The following is a 17,166-nucleotide window of genomic DNA, read 5'->3' on the forward strand; positions in this document are numbered from 1 at the left end:
CGCTAGTTGTGGCCGAACTTCTTCTGCCGCTTCTGCGACACGTGCGGTTCGGCGCCCGGGACCGTCATCGCCATCTGCTCGCGTCCGCCTGCGCTCTTCGCGTGCTCTTCGGTGGTCGCGGCGCTGCGGTCGTGGTGCTGGCCGGTACGTTCGCCCCGGTTCTTGTTCTTGCCCACGATTCCTCCTTGGGGGAAATCTCGGATGATGGGCCGCACTCAGGCTTGCACGGGAGTACGAAGGTCGCATTTCGGGCAGTTGCAGAGTGTGGCGCGCCGGTGATCGCGTAACCGGTCACAACGCCCCGGTGTTCGGGCAGACTCGGGGCAACAGCGTTACCGGGGGGACGGACGGCAGGACTTTCGGAGAAGAGGGTGAGACCGATGGACCGCTGCGTCGTCCTCGTGGATGCCGGCTACCTGCTCGGGGCTGCCGCGAGCCTCCTCGCCGGAGAGCCCTCACGGTCCAGGATCACGGTCGACCACGCCGAGGTCGTCGCGGGCCTGCGGGAGCGCGCCGAGAAGGAGACGGGCCAGCCGCTGCTGCGGATCTACTGGTTCGACGGCGCCCCCGACCGCGTCCCCCAGCCGGAGCACCGCAGACTGCGCGTGATGCCCCGGGTGACGGTCCGCCTGGGCGCGCTGACCCGGACCGACGGCCGCTGGGCGCAGAAGGGCGTCGACGCGGCCATGCACGCCGAGCTGTCGGAGCTGGCCCGCAACCGCGCCTGCTCCGACGTCGTCCTGGTCACCGGCGACGGCGACCTCCTGCCCGGCATGATGTCGGCGAAGGAGCACGGCGTCGCCGTCCACCTGTGGGCCGTGCAGGCCGCCGACGGCGACTTCAACCAGTCCGAGGACCTGGTCGCCGAGGCCGACGAGCGGCGCGTCCTGGACCGGGAGTGGATCACCCGGGCCATCCACGTGCGCGAACCCGCCGGGGTCTGCGCGCCACTCACCCCGCGGCCCGAGATCGCCGCGATCCTGTCCGCGCCGCTGCCCGAGACCACCCGCAGCGCCGAGCCGCAGCCCGCGGCGGACCAGCCCGCGGAGCCGGCCGCCGTCGCGCCCCAGGTCGTCACCGTCGAGCGCAACGGCACCCGCCCGAACCCGCAATCGCCCGCCGCCGCGACCGGCAAGGGCATGGTGCCCACCCCCAAGGACGTCGCCGGCATCGTCCACCGCGGGCACTCCTCCCCGCACCCCGCCTCCCCGTCCGCCACCGGGGCCACCCTGCGCTGGTCCTCCGACCGCGGGCTGGTCGGCGGCGCCGAGGCCGCCGACGCGGGCCTGCCCACGCTGGCCCAGCTCACCAGCCCCGAACAGCGCTGGGCGGACCGCGAGGAGGACATCACCGCCGTCAGCGGCGACCCGTACGAGGTCGGCCAGGTCTTCGCCCGCCGCTGGATCGGCCGGCTCACCGACACGTCCCACCTCCAGGTGCTCTCCGCCGAGTACCCGCGCGTCCCGCACCGCATCGACGGCGAGCTGCTGCGCTACGCCGCCCGGTTCGGGCTGCTGGCCCACAAGGACGACCAGATCGACGAACACGACCGCTACGCCATCCGGGCGGGCTTCTGGCGCGAGATCGACGCCCGCGCGGTCGTCGCGAGGGCCTCTCCGGGGGAGTGAGCGCGCCCGGACCCGACCCTGCGGCACGTCCCGGACGGGATGCAGCGTAGGCTCGATGCTCGTGAGTACGGGCACGGGACAGGGCGCCACCACGCGGACGGCGATGGTGGTGACCGTGCGCGGGCTGGTGAAGAGCTATCCGGCCGGGCGGGGGCGGCGCGGCGCCGCGAGCCCCCCGGTGCGCGCCAACGACGGCATCGACCTGGACATCCGGGGCGGTGAGATCTTCGGGCTGCTCGGCCCCAACGGTGCCGGGAAGACGACCTTGGTACGCCAGTTGACGGGGCTGCTGCGCCCCGACGCGGGCACCGTCCAGCTCCTCGGGCACGACCTCGTCCGGCACCCGGAGCGCGCGGCGCGGCTGGTCGGCTACCTCGGCCAGGAGTCGAGCGCGCTGGACGAGCTGACCGTCGCCCTGGCCGCCGAGACCACCGGACGGCTGCGCGGTCTGGACGCCAGGGCCGCGCGCGCCGAGCGGGACGCCGTCCTGGAGGAGCTGGACCTGACGGCCCTGGCCTCACGGCCGGTGAAGAGGCTGTCGGGCGGGGAGCGGCGGCTCGCCTGCTTCGCCGCCGCCCTGGTGGGCGAGCGGCCGGTGCTCGTGCTGGACGAGCCGACCACCGCCATGGACCCGGTCGCCCGGCGCGCGGTGTGGGCGGCGGTCGACCGGCGGCGCGCCGAACGCGGCACCACCGTGCTGCTGGTCACCCACAACGTGATCGAGGCGGAGACCGTACTGGACCGGGTCGCGGTCATCGACGACGGCCGGGTCATCGCCTGCGACACCCCGGCCGGGCTGAAGGCACTCGTCGCCGACGAGGTACGGCTGGACCTGGTGTGGCGGGAGACGCCCCCGCTGTCGGTGCCCGTCGTGGCGGCCCTGCGCGACGCCGCCCACGTCACCGGGCGCCGGTGGACGCTGCGGCTGCCGCAGCAGCGGGCCCGTTCCGTGGTCGCCGAGCTGACCGGCGGCCCGGCCTTCGGCGCGCTCGACGATTTCACCCTGACGGCGCCGAGCCTGGAGGATGTCTACCTGGCGCTCGGCGGCCGCCGGAAGGGACTGGTCAAGGCGTGAACGGCGGCAACGGCGAAGACGTGACCCTGGACGTGGACCGGAACGTGGACCTGGACATGCGCGGCACCGCGCAGCGGGGCGGCGTGGAGTGACGATCATCTCCGCGGGAGCGGACACCCGGACGGCGGCACCGGCGGCGCCCGCCGCCCCCCTCGGCGAGGCGGCCGCGACGCTCGCCCCGCGCGCCCGGCTGCTGCCGGCGATGGCGGCGGTGTACCGGGCGCAGCTGTCCCGGGCGAAGGTCGCCCGGATCCCGCTGCTGTTCGTGGCGACCTTCCAGTCGGTCGGCATCATGATCATGATGCGTGGCGTCGTCGACGGCGGCCCGGCCGCGCGTGCGGTGGTCGCCGGGTCGAGCGTGCTGGTCGTCGCCTTCGTGGCGCTGAACCTGCTGGCCCAGTACTTCGGGCAGCTGCGCGCCTCCGGCGGGCTCGACCACTACGCCACCCTGCCGGTGCCACCGGCCGCCGTGGTGCTGGGCGTGGCAGGCGCGTACGCGTCCTTCACCGTGCCCGGGACGCTCGTGACGGCGGGCATCGGCTGTGCGCTGTTCCAGCTGCCGTTCGCCCACCTGTGGATCCTCGCCGCGGTCATCCCGCTGGCGGGGGCCGCGCTGTCCGGGCTGGGCGCGGCGCTCGGGCTGTTCGCGCCGCGCCAGGAACTGGCCACCCTCGCCGGTCAGCTCGGCATGTCCGCGGCGCTGCTGCTGGGAGTGCTGCCGGCCGGCAACCTCCCCCGGCCCATCGGCTACGTACGGGACCTGCTGCCCTCCACCTACGGCGTGGAGGCCTTCATCCGCAGCTTCGACGCCCACCCCGACTGGCTGGCGATCACCACCGACCTGTCGGTGTGCGCGGCCGTGGGCCTGGTGTCGCTGGCCGTGGCCACCTGGGCCTACCGCCGGGCGGCCTGCCGGTGACCCGTGGGTGTGGTGCCGGTGAGGTGCCGGTGCCGCGTGCCACGGAAGGACCTGGCACGATGGCAGGGTGACCGCACCCCTGACCCCCCATGATCAATGGCCGCCCGCGCCGCTGCCGCCGTTCCCGCAGCAGGAGAGCCGCATGGATCCCGTCCGGGAGCTCAAGAGCGGCGCGCTGACCGCGGTGCTCGTGGCCGTGGCGGGCGTGGTCCTCGGCCTGCTGTGGCTGTGGCTCGCGCCGCGGATCCCGCTGGTCTCCGACGGCAAGGCGGTCTACCTCAAGGACACCGAGGGGGAGCAGGCGATCGGCGCCGACGGCGTCTTCGTGCTGCTCGGGCTCGGCATCGGAGTGCTGACCGGGGCCGTCGTCTTCTGGCGCAACCGGCGCGGAGGCGTCGGCGTCGTCCTCGGCATGGCGGTGGGCGCGGTACTGGGCTCCCTGCTGGCCTGGCGGCTGGGCACCTGGCTCGGCCCCACCAGCGACCTGATCGCGCACGCCAGGGCGGTCGGCGCGAAGAAGGTGTTCGACGGCCCCCTCGCACTGCAGGCCAAGGGCGCGCTCCTGGCCTGGCCCGTAGGGGCCGTCCTCACCCATCTGCTGCTCACCACGGGTTTCGGCCCCCGCGACGAGCAGCCCCCCACCGTGCAGTGGACGCCGCCGCCCCCGGGCGCGTGACCCGCGGCCCGCAGGTCACGCCGGGCGCCTGCCGTGGTTGGCGTTGCGCTTCTTGATCCGCCACTTGCGCTTGCGGGTGCGCTTGGACATCGGGCCTCCCCTGGACCGGGTGTGCTTCCCGGCAGAGTGCGCCCGTACGGGCCCGCCGTCCAGGGGTCAGGCGCGACCGATCGGCGCGACGACCGCGTCCGTGAGCCGCACCAGGTCCTGCGGCGCCAGCTCGACCTCCAGGCCGCGCTTGCCCGCCGAGACGAAGACCGTGGGGTGCTCCAGCGCGGAGGCGTCCACGACGGTGCGCAGCCGCTTGCGCTGCCCCAGCGGGGAGATGCCGCCCCTGACGTATCCGGTGGTCCGCTCGGCGGCGGCCGGATCGGCCATACCGGCGCGCTTCCCGCCGGCCGCGGAGGCCAGCGCCTTGAGGTCCAGTGAGCCCGCGACGGGGACGACGGCGACGGTCAGCGCCCCGTCCACGTCGGCGACGAGGGTCTTGAACACCCGGTCGGGGGAGGTGCCCAGCGCCTGCGCGGCCTCCTCCCCGTAGCCGAGCTCCGAGGCGGGGTCATGGGCGTACGCGTGCACGGTGAAGGCGGCACCCGCCTTCTCCAGGGCGACGGTGGCGGGCGTGCCGCCGGAGGATGACTGCTTCTTCTTGGCCATGGCGCTGTGAGGATACGTCAGTTCGGGCTCGGGACCTGCCGGGTCAGGTCCACGGCGGGCAGGGTGCCGAGCTTGTTGATGACGGCCGCCTCGCGGCGCAGCAGCCGCAGTTCCCGCTCCAGCCGGGCCGCGGTGTCCGGGGCCTCCAGCAGGGCCTGCTTCTCCGGGGTCTCGGCGACGGTCGCGGCCGCCACCAGGTACGACAGCACGGTCGGGTCGTCCGGCAGCTCCTGGCTCCCCGCCAGGCTCCGCTCCCGCGCCCCGGCCAGCCGCTTCTGGTAGGTGCGGAAGGCCCGCGCCACGTCGGCCGCCAGCGCCCCCGACCCGGTGCCGGGCTCCTCCGGGACCGCCTCGACCTCTCCGACCAGGTACGGCCCTGAGGCGTCCACCGACAGCAACCGGAAGCGCGTCGTACCGGTCGCCACGACGTCGAAGCCGCCGTCCTCGCGCTCCCCGATCGTCGCCGCGTCCGCGGTGCAGCCCAGCGCGTACAGCGCCCCGGACAGGTCCGGCGCGTACCCGGCGGCGGCCTCCTCCGCCCCGGCGGGGGCGACCTCGTGGCCGTCCCGGATCGCCACGACGCCGAAGGTGCGCGGCGCGTCCTCCGGCAGGGCCAGCAGGTCGCGGAAGAGCGCGCGGTAGCGCTCCTCGAAGACGTTCAGCGGCAGCACGAGCCCCGGGAAGAGGACGGAGCCGAGCGGGAAGAGCGGAAGGCGAGCGGTCACGGTCAGCAATCCTAGGGCCTGCGGCGTTCACCCCCATCGTCGCCCTCGTCCCGCACCACCCGTTTTCGCCCCGGACGACCCGTATGCGGCCATCGCCCCCCACCGGGCGCACCGGCTCGCCGGGCCCGCAGGCCCGCGGCGGCGTCAGCCGCGGCGCAGCAGGCGGGAGGCGCCGGCGGCGACCGTGGTGGCGAGGATCCAGCCGAGCATGCTGAGGACCGCGGCGGCCCATTGGGCGTTGCCGGTCAGGCGCCAGGCGTTGTCCTGCCCGAGGTTGATGACCGGCAGGAGCAGGTCGAGGGCGAACAGGGAGGGGTTCCAGTGGGGGAAGGCGCCGCCGTCGACGGGATCGGGCCTGCCGTGCGCGGTGAAGAAGACCGCGCCGAAGGCCCAGAGCAGCGCCATCCATATGGCGGCGCGGCCCGGGCGGTAGCCGTAGCCGACGGTCACGTCCTGCAGGTAGCCCCAGAGCTTGCCCGCCAGGGGGAGGGTCTCGCGGCGCCGGCGTTGCTTGGCCAGCAGCACCTCGCGGGCGTCGGCGTCCTCGCCGCTCGCGCGCAGGGCGGCCGACAGGTGCTCGTACGGCTCGGGGCTGTACTCAGGGGTGGCCGCGGCCAGCCAGGCGATCCGGGCGCGCAGCGGGAAGGCGCCCTCGGGGCTGAGGGAGCCGTAGGCGAAGCCGGTCAGGTCGAGACCGCCGGCGTCGGGCCAGCAGGTACGGCTGTCCGTGAGGTTGCCCACCCGCGCGCCCGCCAGCGAGATCGTCCCGGTCGGGGGCTGGTCGAGGGTGAGCCGCAGCTCGGGCGTCTGGATCCGGCGCAGTGACAGTTGCTGGCCGCCGGTGAGCCGGAACCGCGCCTGGTGGATGATCACCGCGTTGCCGAACCGGCCGTCGTCCAGCCGCACCCCGCCGTCCGAGCTGAAGCGCCGGGTGCGCACGCCCAGCGGCGGGGTGCCGCCGCCGGATCCGCCGGTGCCGACGTAGCCCGCGCTCAGGTAGAGGGTGTGCTCGACGGTGACCCGGGCCGCGTTGAGCGCGTAGCGCCCGTACGGGTTGTGCAGCCGGCTGCCGCGCAGGCTGAGCCGGCCGCCGATGCGGGCGCTGCGCAGGCTGATCTCGCCGGTCGCCTCGATCAGCTCGGCCTCGACGTCCTGGGCGACGCTGAGCCCGTCGGCCGCCAGCGCCCGGCCGTGCCGGTCCTTGCGCAGGGTGATCTGGTTGAGCAGCAGGTCCGTGCCGATGTGGGCGTCGGTGAGCCGTATCCCGCCCTCGATCGTGCACTGCGGCAGGTGCAGGTCCCCCGAGGTGTGCAGACGGGCCGCCTCCAGCCGCGGTATGGCGCAGCGCACCATGCGCAGGGTCGTGAAGCTGCACTCCGCGAGCAGCACCTGTTGCTCGAAGCGGCAGTCGTGCAGCTCCACGTACGGCACCACCGTGCCGCCCGAGAGGTTGAGCTGACCGCTGATCTGGGCCCCGGACAGCTTCACGCACGACACGCGCCCCGAGGCGGCCTGCGGCCCGTCGAGCAGCAGCTTGGCGATCACCTCGGCCCGCACCGTGCGGTCCGGTCCCCAGAAGCGGTCGGCGGCCGGGTCGTCCCGCTCCGGGATGCCGGTGCGCAGGTCGTACAGCTCTCCCCGGCGGAAGGCCTCCCACAGGCCCTGCTCCACAGCGCTCCAGTCGTGCGGCGGCGCGACGTCCGACGGCTCGGTCACCGGTTTCCCTCCCGTGGCTGGCGACGACGACGGAAACGCTAGCCGGGGAGATCATGGGACGGGGCCCGTACGCGTATCACGGACTGATACTCGACGAAGGCCGTGAGGGCGGTTCTCTACACTTGGGAGGGTGATCTCCCGAATCGATCTGCGCGGCGACGCCTTCCCGGCGGACGGCGTCGACCGCGACCTGCTGCCCCGTGCCGAGCTCGACGTCGAGGCCGCACTGGAGAAGGTGCGCCCGATCTGCGAGGACGTGAAGCATCGTGGCACCGCGGCACTGATCGACTACGCGGAGAGGTTCGACGGCGTCACCATCGACCGGGTGCGCGTTCCGGCCGAGGCGCTGACCCGGGCCCTGGCGGAGCTGGACCCGAAGGTGCGGGCCGCGCTGGAGGAGTCGGTCCGCCGCGCCCGGCTCGTCCACGGCGAGCAGCGCCGCACCGACCACACCACGCAGGTCGTGCCGGGCGGCACGGTCACCGAGCGCTGGGTGCCGGTGGAGCGCGTGGGCCTGTACGTGCCCGGCGGCCGCTCGGTCTACCCGTCCTCCGTGGTGATGAACGTGGTGCCCGCGCAGGAGGCCGAGGTCGGCTCGATGGCCGTCGCCTCGCCCCCGCAGAAGGAGTTCGGCGGGCTCCCGCACCCGACGATCCTCGCCGCGTGCGCGCTGCTCGGCGTGGACGAGGTGTACGCCGCGGGCGGCGCCCAGGCCGTCGCGATGTTCGCTTACGGCACCGAGGAGTGCCGTCCGGTGAACATGGTCACCGGCCCCGGCAACATCTGGGTCGCCGCCGCCAAGCGCCTGCTCAAGGGCCGCATCGGCATCGACGCGGAGGCCGGCCCGACCGAGATCGCCATCCTCGCCGACGCCACCGCCGACCCGGTGCACGTCGCCGCCGACCTGATCAGCCAGGCCGAGCACGACCCGCTGGCCGCCGCCGTCCTGGTCACCGACTCCGTGGACCTCGCCGAGGCGGTGGAGAAGGAGCTGGAGACCCAGGTCGCGGCGACCAAGCACGTCGAGGACCGGATCGCCCCCGCGCTGTCCGGCCGCCAGTCCGGCATCGTCCTGGTCGACGGGATCGAGCAGGGCCTGCAGGTGGTGGACGCCTACGCGGCCGAGCACCTGGAGATCCAGACCGCGGACGCCGCCGCCGTCGCCGCCCGGGTGCGCAACGCGGGCGCGGTCTTCGTCGGCGCGTACGCGCCCGTATCGCTCGGCGACTACGCGGCCGGCTCCAACCACGTCCTGCCCACCGGCGGCTGCGCCTGCCACTCCTCGGGCCTGTCCGTGCAGTCCTTCCTGCGCGGCATCCACGTCGTGGACTACACCCGCGAGGCGCTCGCCGGGATCGCCGCGCACGTGGTGACCCTGGCCGACGCCGAGGACCTGCCCGCGCACGGCGCCGCGGTCCGCGCCCGATTCGATTGGACGGTACCGGGTCCGTGACCGGCATCGACGACCTGCCCATCCGGGACGAGCTGCGCGGCAAGTCCCCCTACGGCGCCCCGCAACTCGACGTCCCCGTACGCCTGAACACCAACGAGAACCCGTACCCGCTGCCCGAGGCGCTGGTCGAGCGGATCGCCGAGCGGGTCCGCGAGGCCGCCCGCGACCTCAACCGCTACCCCGACCGGGACGCGGTCGAGCTCCGCACCGAACTGGCCGGGTACCTGACCCGCACCGCGGGCCACGAGGTGGGACTCGCCAACGTGTGGGCCGCCAACGGCTCCAACGAGGTCATCCAGCAACTGCTGCAGACCTTCGGCGGCCCCGGGCGCACCGCGATCGGCTTCGAGCCCTCGTACTCCATGCACGGGCTGATCTCCCGCGGCACCGGCACCGGCTGGATCTCCGGCCCGCGCCGCGAGGACTTCACCATCGACGTGGCCGCCGCCGCGCGGGTCATCGCCGAGCAGCGGCCGAACGTGGTCTTCATCACCTCCCCCAACAACCCGACCGGCACCGCCGTCGCCGCCGACACCGTGGTGGCGCTGTACGAGGCGGCCCAGGCGGCCCGGCCCGCGCTGGTGGTGGTCGACGAGGCGTACGGCGAGTTCAGCCACGGTCCGTCCCTGCTGCCGCTGATCGAGGGCCGCCCCAACATGGTGATCAGCCGCACCATGTCCAAGGCCTTCGGCGCCGCCGGCCTGCGGCTGGGCTACCTCGCCGCCGACCCGGCGGTGGTGGACGCCGTCCAGCTGGTCCGGCTGCCGTACCACCTGTCCGCCGTCACCCAGGCCACCGCGCTGGCCGCCCTGGAGCACACCGATACGCTGCTGGGGTACGTCGAGCAGCTGAAGGCCGAGCGGGACCGCCTGGTCGGCGAGCTGCGGGCGATCGGCTGCGAGGTCACCGACTCCGACGCCAACTTCGTCCAGTTCGGCCGCTTCGAGGACAGCCACCGCGCCTGGCAGGCGATCCTCGACCGCGGCGTGCTCGTCCGCGACAACGGCGTACCGGGCTGGCTGCGGGTCACCGCGGGCACCCCGGCCGAGAACGACGCGTTCCTCGAAGCGGTACGCGAGCTGAAGAAGGAGCAGTAACCACATGACCCGCGTCGGCCGCGTGGAGCGCACGACCAAGGAGACCTCCGTCGTCGTCGAGCTCGACCTCGACGGCACCGGCAGGACCGAGATCTCCACCGGAGTCGGCTTCTACGACCACATGCTCGACCAGCTCGGCCGCCACGGCCTCTTCGACCTCACGGTCAAGACCGAGGGCGACCTGCACATCGACACCCACCACACCATCGAGGACACCGCCCTCGCGCTGGGCGCCGCCTTCAAGCAGGCGCTCGGCGACAAGGTGGGCATCTACCGCTTCGGCAACTGCACCGTGCCGCTGGACGAGTCCCTCGCCCAGGTCACCGTCGACCTGTCGGGCCGCCCGTACCTGGTGCACACCGAACCCGAGAACATGGCGCCGATGATCGGCTCCTACGACACGACGATGACCCGGCACATCCTGGAGTCCTTCGTCGCCCAGGCGCAGATCGCGCTGCACGTCCACGTCCCGTACGGGCGCAACGCCCACCACATCGTGGAGTGCCAGTTCAAGGCGTTGGCCCGGGCCCTGCGCTACGCCTCCGAGCGCGACCCGCGCGCCGCGGGCATCCTCCCGTCGACGAAGGGCGCCCTCTGATGAGCAAGCCGGCCGTTCTCTTCATCCTGCTCGGCCTCTTCCTGGCCGGCGGGGTGTACTCCTTCTGGAAGCAGAAGATGCCCAAGAGCATCGTCGTGCTGCTCGGTGTCGGCTCGGCCATGTCGCTGGCGGCCGGCCTGCTGCGGCTGTAGGGGGTTCCGGCAGATGAGCAAGGCCGCCAAGAAGGTCGTGGTCCTCGACTACGGCTTCGGCAACGTCCGTTCCGCCGAGCGCGCGCTCGCCCGGGTGGGCGCGGACGTGGAGATCACCGCCGACTTCGACAGGGCCATGAACGCCGACGGGCTGCTCGTCCCCGGCGTCGGCGCCTTCGCCGCCTGCATGGCCGGGCTGAAGGCGGTGCGCGGTGAGTGGATCATCGGCCGCCGGCTGTCGGGCGGCAGGCCCGTGATGGGCATCTGCGTCGGCATGCAGATCCTCTTCGAGAGGGGCGTCGAGCACGGCGTCACCACGGAGGGCTGCGAGGAGTGGCCCGGCACCGTGGAGCCGCTGCGCGCACCGGTCGTGCCGCACATGGGCTGGAACACCGTCAAGGCGCCCGAGGACTCCCGGCTGTTCGCCGGCCTGGACGCCGAGGCCCGCTTCTACTTCGTGCACTCCTACGCGGTGCGCAGCTGGGAGCTGGAGACCGCCAACCCCGGCATCCGGGTCCCGAAGGTCACCTGGGCCACGCACGGCGAGCCCTTCGTCGCGGCGGTGGAGAACGGTCCGCTGTGGGCCACCCAGTTCCATCCGGAGAAGTCCGGCGACGCCGGCGCCCAGCTGCTGACCAACTGGCTCGACACCTTCAAGGACTAGGACGTACGCCGCCATGAGCACGACGCACCGCCTCGAACTCCTTCCCGCCGTCGACGTCCGCGACGGCCAGGCCGTCCGCCTCGTCCACGGCGAGTCCGGCTCCGAGACGTCCTACGGCGACCCGATGGCCGCCGCCCTGGCCTGGCAGCAGGCCGGTGCCGAATGGCTGCACCTGGTCGACCTGGACGCCGCCTTCGGCACCGGGGACAACCGGGAGCAGATCGCCGAGGTGGCCCGCTCCATGGACATCAAGGTCGAGCTGTCCGGCGGCATCCGCGACGACGGGACGCTGGCCGCGGCGCTCGCCACCGGCTGCACCCGGGTCAACCTCGGCACCGCCGCCCTGGAGACCCCGGAGTGGGTCGCCAAGGTCATCGCCGAGCACGGCGACCGGATCGCGGTCGGCCTGGACGTCCGCGGCACCACCCTGCGCGGCCGCGGCTGGACCCGCGACGGCGGCGACCTCTACGAGACGCTGGCCCGCCTGGACTCCGAGGGCTGCGCTCGCTACGTCGTCACCGACATCAACAAGGACGGCACCCTCCAGGGCCCCAACGTCGAACTGCTCAGGAACGTGTGCGCCGCGACCGACCGGCCGGTGGTCGCCTCCGGCGGTGTCTCCTCCCTCGACGACCTGCGCGTCCTGGCGACTCTGGTCCCGGAGGGCGTCGAAGGCGCCATCGTGGGTAAGGCCCTGTACGCCAAGGCGTTCACCTTGGAAGAGGCTCTGGAGGCTGTGTCGCGATGACCCAAACCCCTGCCGTACGGCGTGTGCAGAGCGACAGCCCCTGGGAGGAGCAGTTCGGTTTCGCACGTGGCGTCGCGGCGGGGGACCGGGTCCTCGTCGGCGGCACGATGCCGTTCGTCGGCACCATGCTGTACGGCGAGGGCGACCCGTACGAGCAGGCCAAGACGGCGTTCACCAACGCGCTCGGCGTGCTGGAGGAGTTCGGCCTCGGCGCCGAATCGGTCGTCCGCACCCGCATGTATCTCACCCACACCCGCGACGTGGACGCGGTGGGCCGGGCCCACAAGGAGTTCTTCGACGCCGTGCGACCCACCGCGACGGTGGTCGTCGTCTCCGGTTTCGTGGACTCCCGGGTCCTGGTCGAAGTCGAACTGGAAGCATTCCGAGGAGCTTGAGCACCATGACCCTGGCGGTCCGAGTCATCCCCTGCCTGGACGTGGACAACGGCCGGGTCGTCAAGGGCGTCAACTTCCGGAACCTGCGGGACGCCGGCGACCCCGTCGAGATGGCCAAGCTGTACGACGCCGAGGGCGCCGACGAGCTGACCTTCCTCGACATCACGGCCTCCTCCGGCAACCGCGAGACGACCTACGACGTGGTGCGGCGCACCGCCGAGCAGGTCTTCATCCCGCTCACCGTCGGCGGCGGCGTGCGGTCCGCCGAGGACGTCGACAAGCTGCTGCGTGCCGGGGCCGACAAGGTCGGCGTCAACACCGCCGCGATCGCCCGGCCCGAGCTGCTGCGCGAGATCGCCGAGCGGTTCGGCCGCCAGGTGCTGGTGCTGTCCGTGGACGCCCGCCGCACCGACGCCGGGACGCCGTCCGGCTACGAGGTGACCACGCACGGCGGCCGCCAGGGCACCGGCATCGACGCCGTGGAGTGGGCGCACCGCGCGGCCGAGCTGGGCGCCGGCGAGATCCTGCTCAACTCGATGGACGCCGACGGCACCAAGGACGGCTACGACACGGAGATGATCGCCGCCGTCCGCAAGCACGTCACCGTCCCCGTCATCGCCTCCGGCGGCGCGGGCCGCCTCACCGACTTCCCCCCGGCCGTCGCGGCCGGCGCCGACGCCGTCCTGGCCGCCTCCGTCTTCCACTTCGGCGACCTGCGCATCGGCGAGGTCAAGCGGACCCTGCGGGACGCCGGGCACCCGGTGCGCTAGGCCGTGTCGTCAAATGGGCGCCGGCCGCCCGGAGGGCGGGCTCGGCGGCGTCTGGTGCGGTGCATCGCAAGGCGGAGAGTCGTCCTCGTAGTGGGTTACTCGGACGATTCGACAACGCAGCGTGGGGGCACCCCCGGCCGAAGGCTGGGGGAGTGCCGCACCAGGCGTCGCCGAGCAGGCGGGCATTTGACGACACGGCCTAGGCCGGCCCGTTCCGGCCCGCGGCCCGGACGGCGACGCGGTCGCGGGCCAGGAGCGGCCGCGCGGCGGCGAGGGTGAGGGCGGTGAGGGTGACGCCGCTCGCGGCGCTGACGGCGGCCGCGGGGAGGGAGCCGTCGGCGAGGATCAGGCCGCTGACGGCTGAGCCGCCCGCGATGCCGGTGGTGACCAGGGTGACCAGCCAGGCGAAGGCCTCGGTGACGGTGCCCGCCGGGGCGAGTTCGCCGGTGAGCCCGAAGACCACGGTGAGCAGCGGCGCGAAGAACACCCCGCTCAGCAGGGCGGCGACCACCATCGGCAGCGGGCCGGGGACCAGGGCGAAGGGCCAGAAGGTGACGGCCATCCCGGCGGCGGTGACGGCCGCCTTGGTGGCCGGGTCCGCCCGCCAGGGCAGGACGGCGATCAGCAGGGCGCCGATCAGGGCGCCGGTGGAGTTCAGCGCCAGCAGGGTGCCCGCGCCGCCGGGCAGCGGGTGGCGCTCGGCGTAGGCGACGGCGAAGACGTTGAACGTGCCCAGGGCCCAGCCGCATCCGGCCAGCGCGCACAGCACCACCACCAGGGCCCGGTTGCGCAGCGGACCCAGCCAGTCGACGGAACGGGTGGCGGAGGCCCAGGCGCGGGAGGGCGCGGAGGTCGCGACGGAGAGCGCGCCCACCACCCCGAGGACGGCCGCGGCCAGCAGCGCCAGCCGGGCCGGGCCGAGCACCGCCAGCCCGCCGACCAGGAGCGGGCCGGCGATGAAGACCAGCTCCTGCGCACCGGCGTCCACCGCGTACGCCGACTCCAGTTCGTCCGGCTCGACGAGGTCCGGCCAGAGCGCGCGCAGGCACGGCTCCAGCGGCGGCGAGGCGGCCCCGGCGACGGCCGGGCCGAGCACGGCCACCGCCGTGCTGCCCGGTGCGGCGGCCAGCGCGGCGAAGCCGCAGGCCGAGACCAGCGCCGAGACGATCAGCACGCGCGGCTGGCCCAGCCGGTCCGCCCACCGTCCGAGCAGCGGCCCGCCGATCGCTCCGGACACCGCGTAGACGCCCCCGGCGGCGCCGACCAGCCGGTAGTCGGCGCCGGCCGCGCGCAGCGCCAGCGCGATGGCCAGGGCCGCCATGGCGGTCGGCAGCCGTCCGACGAGCGAACCGGACAGCAACCGGCCCACATGGGGCCGGCGGAGCAGCTTCAGGTACGGCACACGTCACCCACGGAGGTCGAGCGCTGCGGCGATCACGTCGTGCACCAGGGTCTCACCGGACGCCCGGTTCTCCTTCAGCCGTTCGAGGTCCTCCGGGCCGAACCAGCCGTACTCCGTGTGCTTGCCCGGCTCCAGGCGCGGACGCGCGAGGTCCCCGTCGACGTCGACCACGAAGTCCGCCTCATGGCGCAGGCCTTGACCGTCGTCGCCCTCCCAGGTGGACACCCCGATCAGCCGCCGCACGGCGCGCAGCCGCCAGCCGGTCTCTTCCTCCACCTCGCGGGCGAGGGCCGCCAGGAGGGTCTCGCCGGGCTCCACATGGCCGCCGACGATGTCCCAGCAGTCCGGGAAGAGCCTGCGGCCGGGGGAGCGGCGCTGGGCGAAGGCCCTGCCGTCCGTGTCGAGGACCACCGCCCCGACGGCCCAGGTCTCGCCCGGGCGCGGCACCGGTATCCCGGGCCCCGCCGACCCTACGTCCGTTCCCGTCCCACCCTGGTTCGCGCCCATGGCCGCAGAGCGTAGCCCGATGTGCAGGATCAGTTGCGCAATTTCTGTTGCGCAAATTTCCTTTCCTATCTAGCCTCCCGGGTATGCCCGATGAAGAGGCGGAGGAGAACTCCGCAGACCCCCGCAGGATCACCGACCTCGACGCGCTCAAGGTCTTCACGCACCCGCTGCGCATCGAGCTCTACCGCGCCCTGTTCACCGCCCGCACCGCGACCGCCTCCCAGCTGGCCGACCAGGTCGACGAGGCGGTGTCGCTGGTCAGTTACCACCTGCGCAAGCTCGCCGCGCACGGCTTCATCACCGAGGCCCCCGGGCAGAGCTCGGACGGCCGCGAACGGTGGTGGAAGGTCAGCTCCGAGCGCGGATTCACCTTCCGCACCTCGGACTTCGCCGACCGCCCCGAGGGCGCCGCCGTCATGGGCGAGGTGACCCGGCAGCTCCTCGCCACCCGCTACGCGCGCTACGCCGCCTACCTCGACCAGCAGTTCGCCTGGGACAAGGAGTGGACCGACGCGTCCTTCAGCTCCGAGTACATGCCCCGGCTCACCGCGCAGGAGATGCGCCGGTTCGGCGATGAGCTGGGCGAGCTGGTCATGCGCTGGGTCGACCGCGGGCGCGCCGCCGAGGAGGCGGGCGACACCGAGGGCCGTGAGCACGTCGCGGTGCACCTGTACGGATTCCCCCACCGGCCGTGAACCCCGAAGGAGGCGACCGCATGACGGCGCCCGCCACCGCCGCACCGTCCCTGTCCCCTTCCCGTGCCCCCGCCCACCGGGACGCCAACGTCCTGCGCTGGCTCGCCGCCTTCACCGCCTCTCTCGTCGGCGACGCCGTGTGGTTCCTCGCGCTGTCCTGGGCCGCCACCCGCGCCGGCGACCCCGGGCGGGCCGGCCTGGTCCTCGCGGCCGGCGCCGTGCCGCGCGCGGTGCTGATGCTCGGCGGGGGAGTGCTGGCCGACCGGTTCGGGCCGCGACGCATCGTCATCGGCAGTGATCTGACCCGGTGCGCGGTGATGTTCGCGGCGGCCGCGCTGCTCGCCCTCACCACCCCCGGGCTGTGGGCGCTGGCCGTCGTCGCGGTGCTCTTCGGCGCCGTGGACGCGGTGTTCCTGCCCGCCGTCGGCGCCCTGCCGCCGCGCATCACCGGCCCGGACCAACTGGGCCGCCTGCACGGGATGAAGGGCATCGCGATGCGGGTCGGCAACGTGGCCGGCGCGTCGCTCGGCGGCACGGTCGTCGCGACCGGGGGCGCCCCCACCGCGTTCGCCGTCGCGGGCGTGCTGTTCGCGGTCTCGCTCGTGCTGCTGCTCGCCGTCCGCGTGGCCCCGCTGCCGCCCGACGACGGTGCCGCGAAGGCGGACGGCACCCCGTGGCGGGAGCTGGTGGACGGCCTGCGCCACATCCGGGGACGGCGCGCGCTCACCGCGCTCATGGTCGTCATCGCGGTCGGCGAGCTCGGTTTCACCGGGCCGTTCAACATCGGCCTCGTGCTGGTCGCCGCCGACCGGGGCTGGGGCGCCGCCGGGCTCGGCTGGATCGTCAGCGGCTTCGGCGCCGGCGCGGGCGCCGCTTCACTGCTGCTGACGGTGCGCGGCCGGCTGCCGCGCGCCGGGCTGGCCCAGGCCTGCTGCCTGGGGCTGGGGGCGGTCGCGGTGGCCGCCTTCGCCTTCGTCCCCGCGCTGCCGGGGGCGGTCGCCGTGGCCGTCGTGATCGGCCTCGTGGCAGGACTGAGCGGGGCACTGTGCGGAGCCCTGCTGCAGACCCTCACCGAACCCGCCTACCTCGGCCGGGTCAGTTCGGTGGCCGCGCTGTTCTCGCTCGGCGTCGCCCCGATGAGCTACCCGCTCACCGGGGCCGCCATCGGCGCCTGGGGTCCGCAGCCGGTGTTCGTCGTCAGCGCGGCGGTCGCGGCCGCGGGAGCCGTCGCGGGACTCGCCGCGCCGGCGCTGCGGCGGGCGGAACTCGCCCGCCGCCCCGGGTAGCCG

Annotated in this window: 21 protein-coding genes; 14 read left to right on the top strand and 7 right to left on the bottom strand. The window is 73.9% G+C overall.

Going from position 1 to position 17,166, the window contains the following annotated elements; all coding sequences use genetic code 11:
- Positions 1-2: 2 nt before the first annotated feature.
- Positions 3-176, bottom strand: a complete 174-nt coding sequence (locus tag PV341_RS06070) for a hypothetical protein (protein WP_499511332.1) — start codon at positions 174-176, stop codon at positions 3-5.
- 204 nt (positions 177-380) lie between these two features.
- Here PV341_RS06070 and PV341_RS06075 point away from each other — a divergent pair, with 204 nt between their 5' ends.
- The 4 genes from PV341_RS06075 (at position 381) to PV341_RS06090 (ending at position 4,298) form a co-directional block, all read left to right on the top strand.
- Positions 381-1,628, top strand: coding sequence for an NYN domain-containing protein (locus PV341_RS06075; protein WP_500356941.1), 1,248 nt, complete (start codon positions 381-383; stop codon positions 1,626-1,628).
- 55 nt (positions 1,629-1,683) lie between these two features.
- A complete protein-coding gene (locus PV341_RS06080; RefSeq protein WP_500330531.1) occupies positions 1,684-2,703 on the top strand; it encodes an ABC transporter ATP-binding protein in 1,020 nt (339 codons plus the stop codon).
- A 202-nt stretch (positions 2,704-2,905) separates the two neighbouring features.
- Positions 2,906-3,622 (top strand): ABC transporter permease, encoded by a 717-nt coding sequence (locus PV341_RS06085; protein WP_500330585.1) that lies wholly within the window; start codon positions 2,906-2,908, stop codon positions 3,620-3,622.
- Between the two features lie 67 nt (positions 3,623-3,689).
- Positions 3,690-4,298 carry an ABC transporter permease gene (locus tag PV341_RS06090; RefSeq protein WP_500330532.1) on the top strand — a complete coding sequence of 203 codons (609 nt, stop codon included), beginning with the start codon at positions 3,690-3,692 and terminating at the stop codon, positions 4,296-4,298.
- Positions 4,299-4,313: 15 nt separating this feature from the next.
- Here PV341_RS06090 and PV341_RS06095 read toward each other — a convergent pair whose 3' ends face one another.
- The 4 genes from PV341_RS06095 to PV341_RS06110 form a co-directional block, all read right to left on the bottom strand.
- The gene (locus PV341_RS06095; RefSeq protein ID WP_488180945.1) at positions 4,314-4,388 is read right to left on the bottom strand and encodes a 50S ribosomal protein bL37; all 75 of its coding nucleotides are present in this window, start codon (positions 4,386-4,388) and stop codon (positions 4,314-4,316) included.
- A gap of 66 nt (positions 4,389-4,454) precedes the next feature.
- A complete protein-coding gene (gene ybaK / locus PV341_RS06100) occupies positions 4,455-4,955 on the bottom strand; it encodes a Cys-tRNA(Pro) deacylase (RefSeq protein WP_500330533.1) in 501 nt (166 codons plus the stop codon).
- 17 nt (positions 4,956-4,972) lie between these two features.
- Positions 4,973-5,680 (bottom strand): LON peptidase substrate-binding domain-containing protein, encoded by a 708-nt coding sequence (locus PV341_RS06105; RefSeq protein ID WP_500330535.1) that lies wholly within the window; start codon positions 5,678-5,680, stop codon positions 4,973-4,975.
- 144 nt (positions 5,681-5,824) lie between these two features.
- Entirely contained in the window at positions 5,825-7,396 is a 1,572-nt protein-coding gene (locus PV341_RS06110) for an oxidoreductase (RefSeq protein ID WP_500330536.1), read from the bottom strand.
- Positions 7,397-7,526: 130 nt separating this feature from the next.
- Between PV341_RS06110 and hisD the strand changes: the two genes are divergently transcribed.
- The 8 genes from hisD to hisF are packed head-to-tail and all read left to right on the top strand — an operon-like array spanning position 7,527 to position 13,273.
- Positions 7,527-8,849, top strand: coding sequence for a histidinol dehydrogenase (gene hisD / locus PV341_RS06115; RefSeq protein ID WP_500356942.1), 1,323 nt, complete (start codon positions 7,527-7,529; stop codon positions 8,847-8,849).
- Positions 8,846-9,946 carry a histidinol-phosphate transaminase gene (locus PV341_RS06120; protein ID WP_500330539.1) on the top strand — a complete coding sequence of 367 codons (1,101 nt, stop codon included), beginning with the start codon at positions 8,846-8,848 and terminating at the stop codon, positions 9,944-9,946. Before hisD ends, PV341_RS06120 begins: the two co-directional genes overlap by 4 nt.
- Before the next feature lie 4 nt (positions 9,947-9,950).
- Positions 9,951-10,544: an imidazoleglycerol-phosphate dehydratase HisB gene (gene hisB / locus PV341_RS06125; protein WP_319661088.1), complete on the top strand. Its 594-nt coding sequence runs from the start codon at positions 9,951-9,953 to the stop codon at positions 10,542-10,544.
- Entirely contained in the window at positions 10,544-10,696 is a 153-nt protein-coding gene (locus PV341_RS06130) for a CG2302 family histidine operon protein (RefSeq protein WP_499511324.1), read from the top strand. The genes hisB and PV341_RS06130 overlap by 1 nt, the downstream gene beginning before the upstream one ends.
- Positions 10,697-10,709: 13 nt before the next feature.
- Positions 10,710-11,360 (top strand): imidazole glycerol phosphate synthase subunit HisH, encoded by a 651-nt coding sequence (gene hisH, locus PV341_RS06135; protein ID WP_500330541.1) that lies wholly within the window; start codon positions 10,710-10,712, stop codon positions 11,358-11,360.
- Between the two features lie 13 nt (positions 11,361-11,373).
- Positions 11,374-12,108 (top strand): bifunctional 1-(5-phosphoribosyl)-5-((5-phosphoribosylamino)methylideneamino)imidazole-4-carboxamide isomerase/phosphoribosylanthranilate isomerase PriA, encoded by a 735-nt coding sequence (gene priA / locus PV341_RS06140; RefSeq protein ID WP_500330543.1) that lies wholly within the window; start codon positions 11,374-11,376, stop codon positions 12,106-12,108.
- Positions 12,105-12,503 (top strand): RidA family protein, encoded by a 399-nt coding sequence (locus PV341_RS06145; protein ID WP_499511321.1) that lies wholly within the window; start codon positions 12,105-12,107, stop codon positions 12,501-12,503. Before priA ends, PV341_RS06145 begins: the two co-directional genes overlap by 4 nt.
- A gap of 5 nt (positions 12,504-12,508) precedes the next feature.
- Entirely contained in the window at positions 12,509-13,273 is a 765-nt protein-coding gene (hisF, locus tag PV341_RS06150; RefSeq protein ID WP_500333195.1) for an imidazole glycerol phosphate synthase subunit HisF, read from the top strand.
- A gap of 199 nt (positions 13,274-13,472) precedes the next feature.
- On the opposite strand, the gene PV341_RS06155 is transcribed toward hisF, so the two are convergent.
- Positions 13,473-14,675 carry an MFS transporter gene (locus PV341_RS06155; protein ID WP_500330546.1) on the bottom strand — a complete coding sequence of 401 codons (1,203 nt, stop codon included), beginning with the start codon at positions 14,673-14,675 and terminating at the stop codon, positions 13,473-13,475.
- A 3-nt stretch (positions 14,676-14,678) separates the two neighbouring features.
- Positions 14,679-15,182 carry an NUDIX hydrolase gene (locus PV341_RS06160; RefSeq protein ID WP_500356943.1) on the bottom strand — a complete coding sequence of 168 codons (504 nt, stop codon included), beginning with the start codon at positions 15,180-15,182 and terminating at the stop codon, positions 14,679-14,681.
- A gap of 83 nt (positions 15,183-15,265) precedes the next feature.
- Between PV341_RS06160 and PV341_RS06165 the strand changes: the two genes are divergently transcribed.
- Positions 15,266-15,877 (top strand): winged helix-turn-helix domain-containing protein, encoded by a 612-nt coding sequence (locus PV341_RS06165; protein ID WP_500330549.1) that lies wholly within the window; start codon positions 15,266-15,268, stop codon positions 15,875-15,877.
- 20 nt (positions 15,878-15,897) lie between these two features.
- On the top strand, positions 15,898-17,163 hold the full coding sequence (locus PV341_RS06170) for an MFS transporter (RefSeq protein WP_500330551.1): 1,266 nt from the start codon (positions 15,898-15,900) through the stop codon (positions 17,161-17,163).
- Positions 17,164-17,166 lie beyond the last annotated feature (3 nt).

Source organism: Streptomyces sp. PA03-1a, from assembly GCF_033792805.1.
In the GTDB taxonomy this organism is placed as follows: domain Bacteria; phylum Actinomycetota; class Actinomycetes; order Streptomycetales; family Streptomycetaceae; genus Actinacidiphila.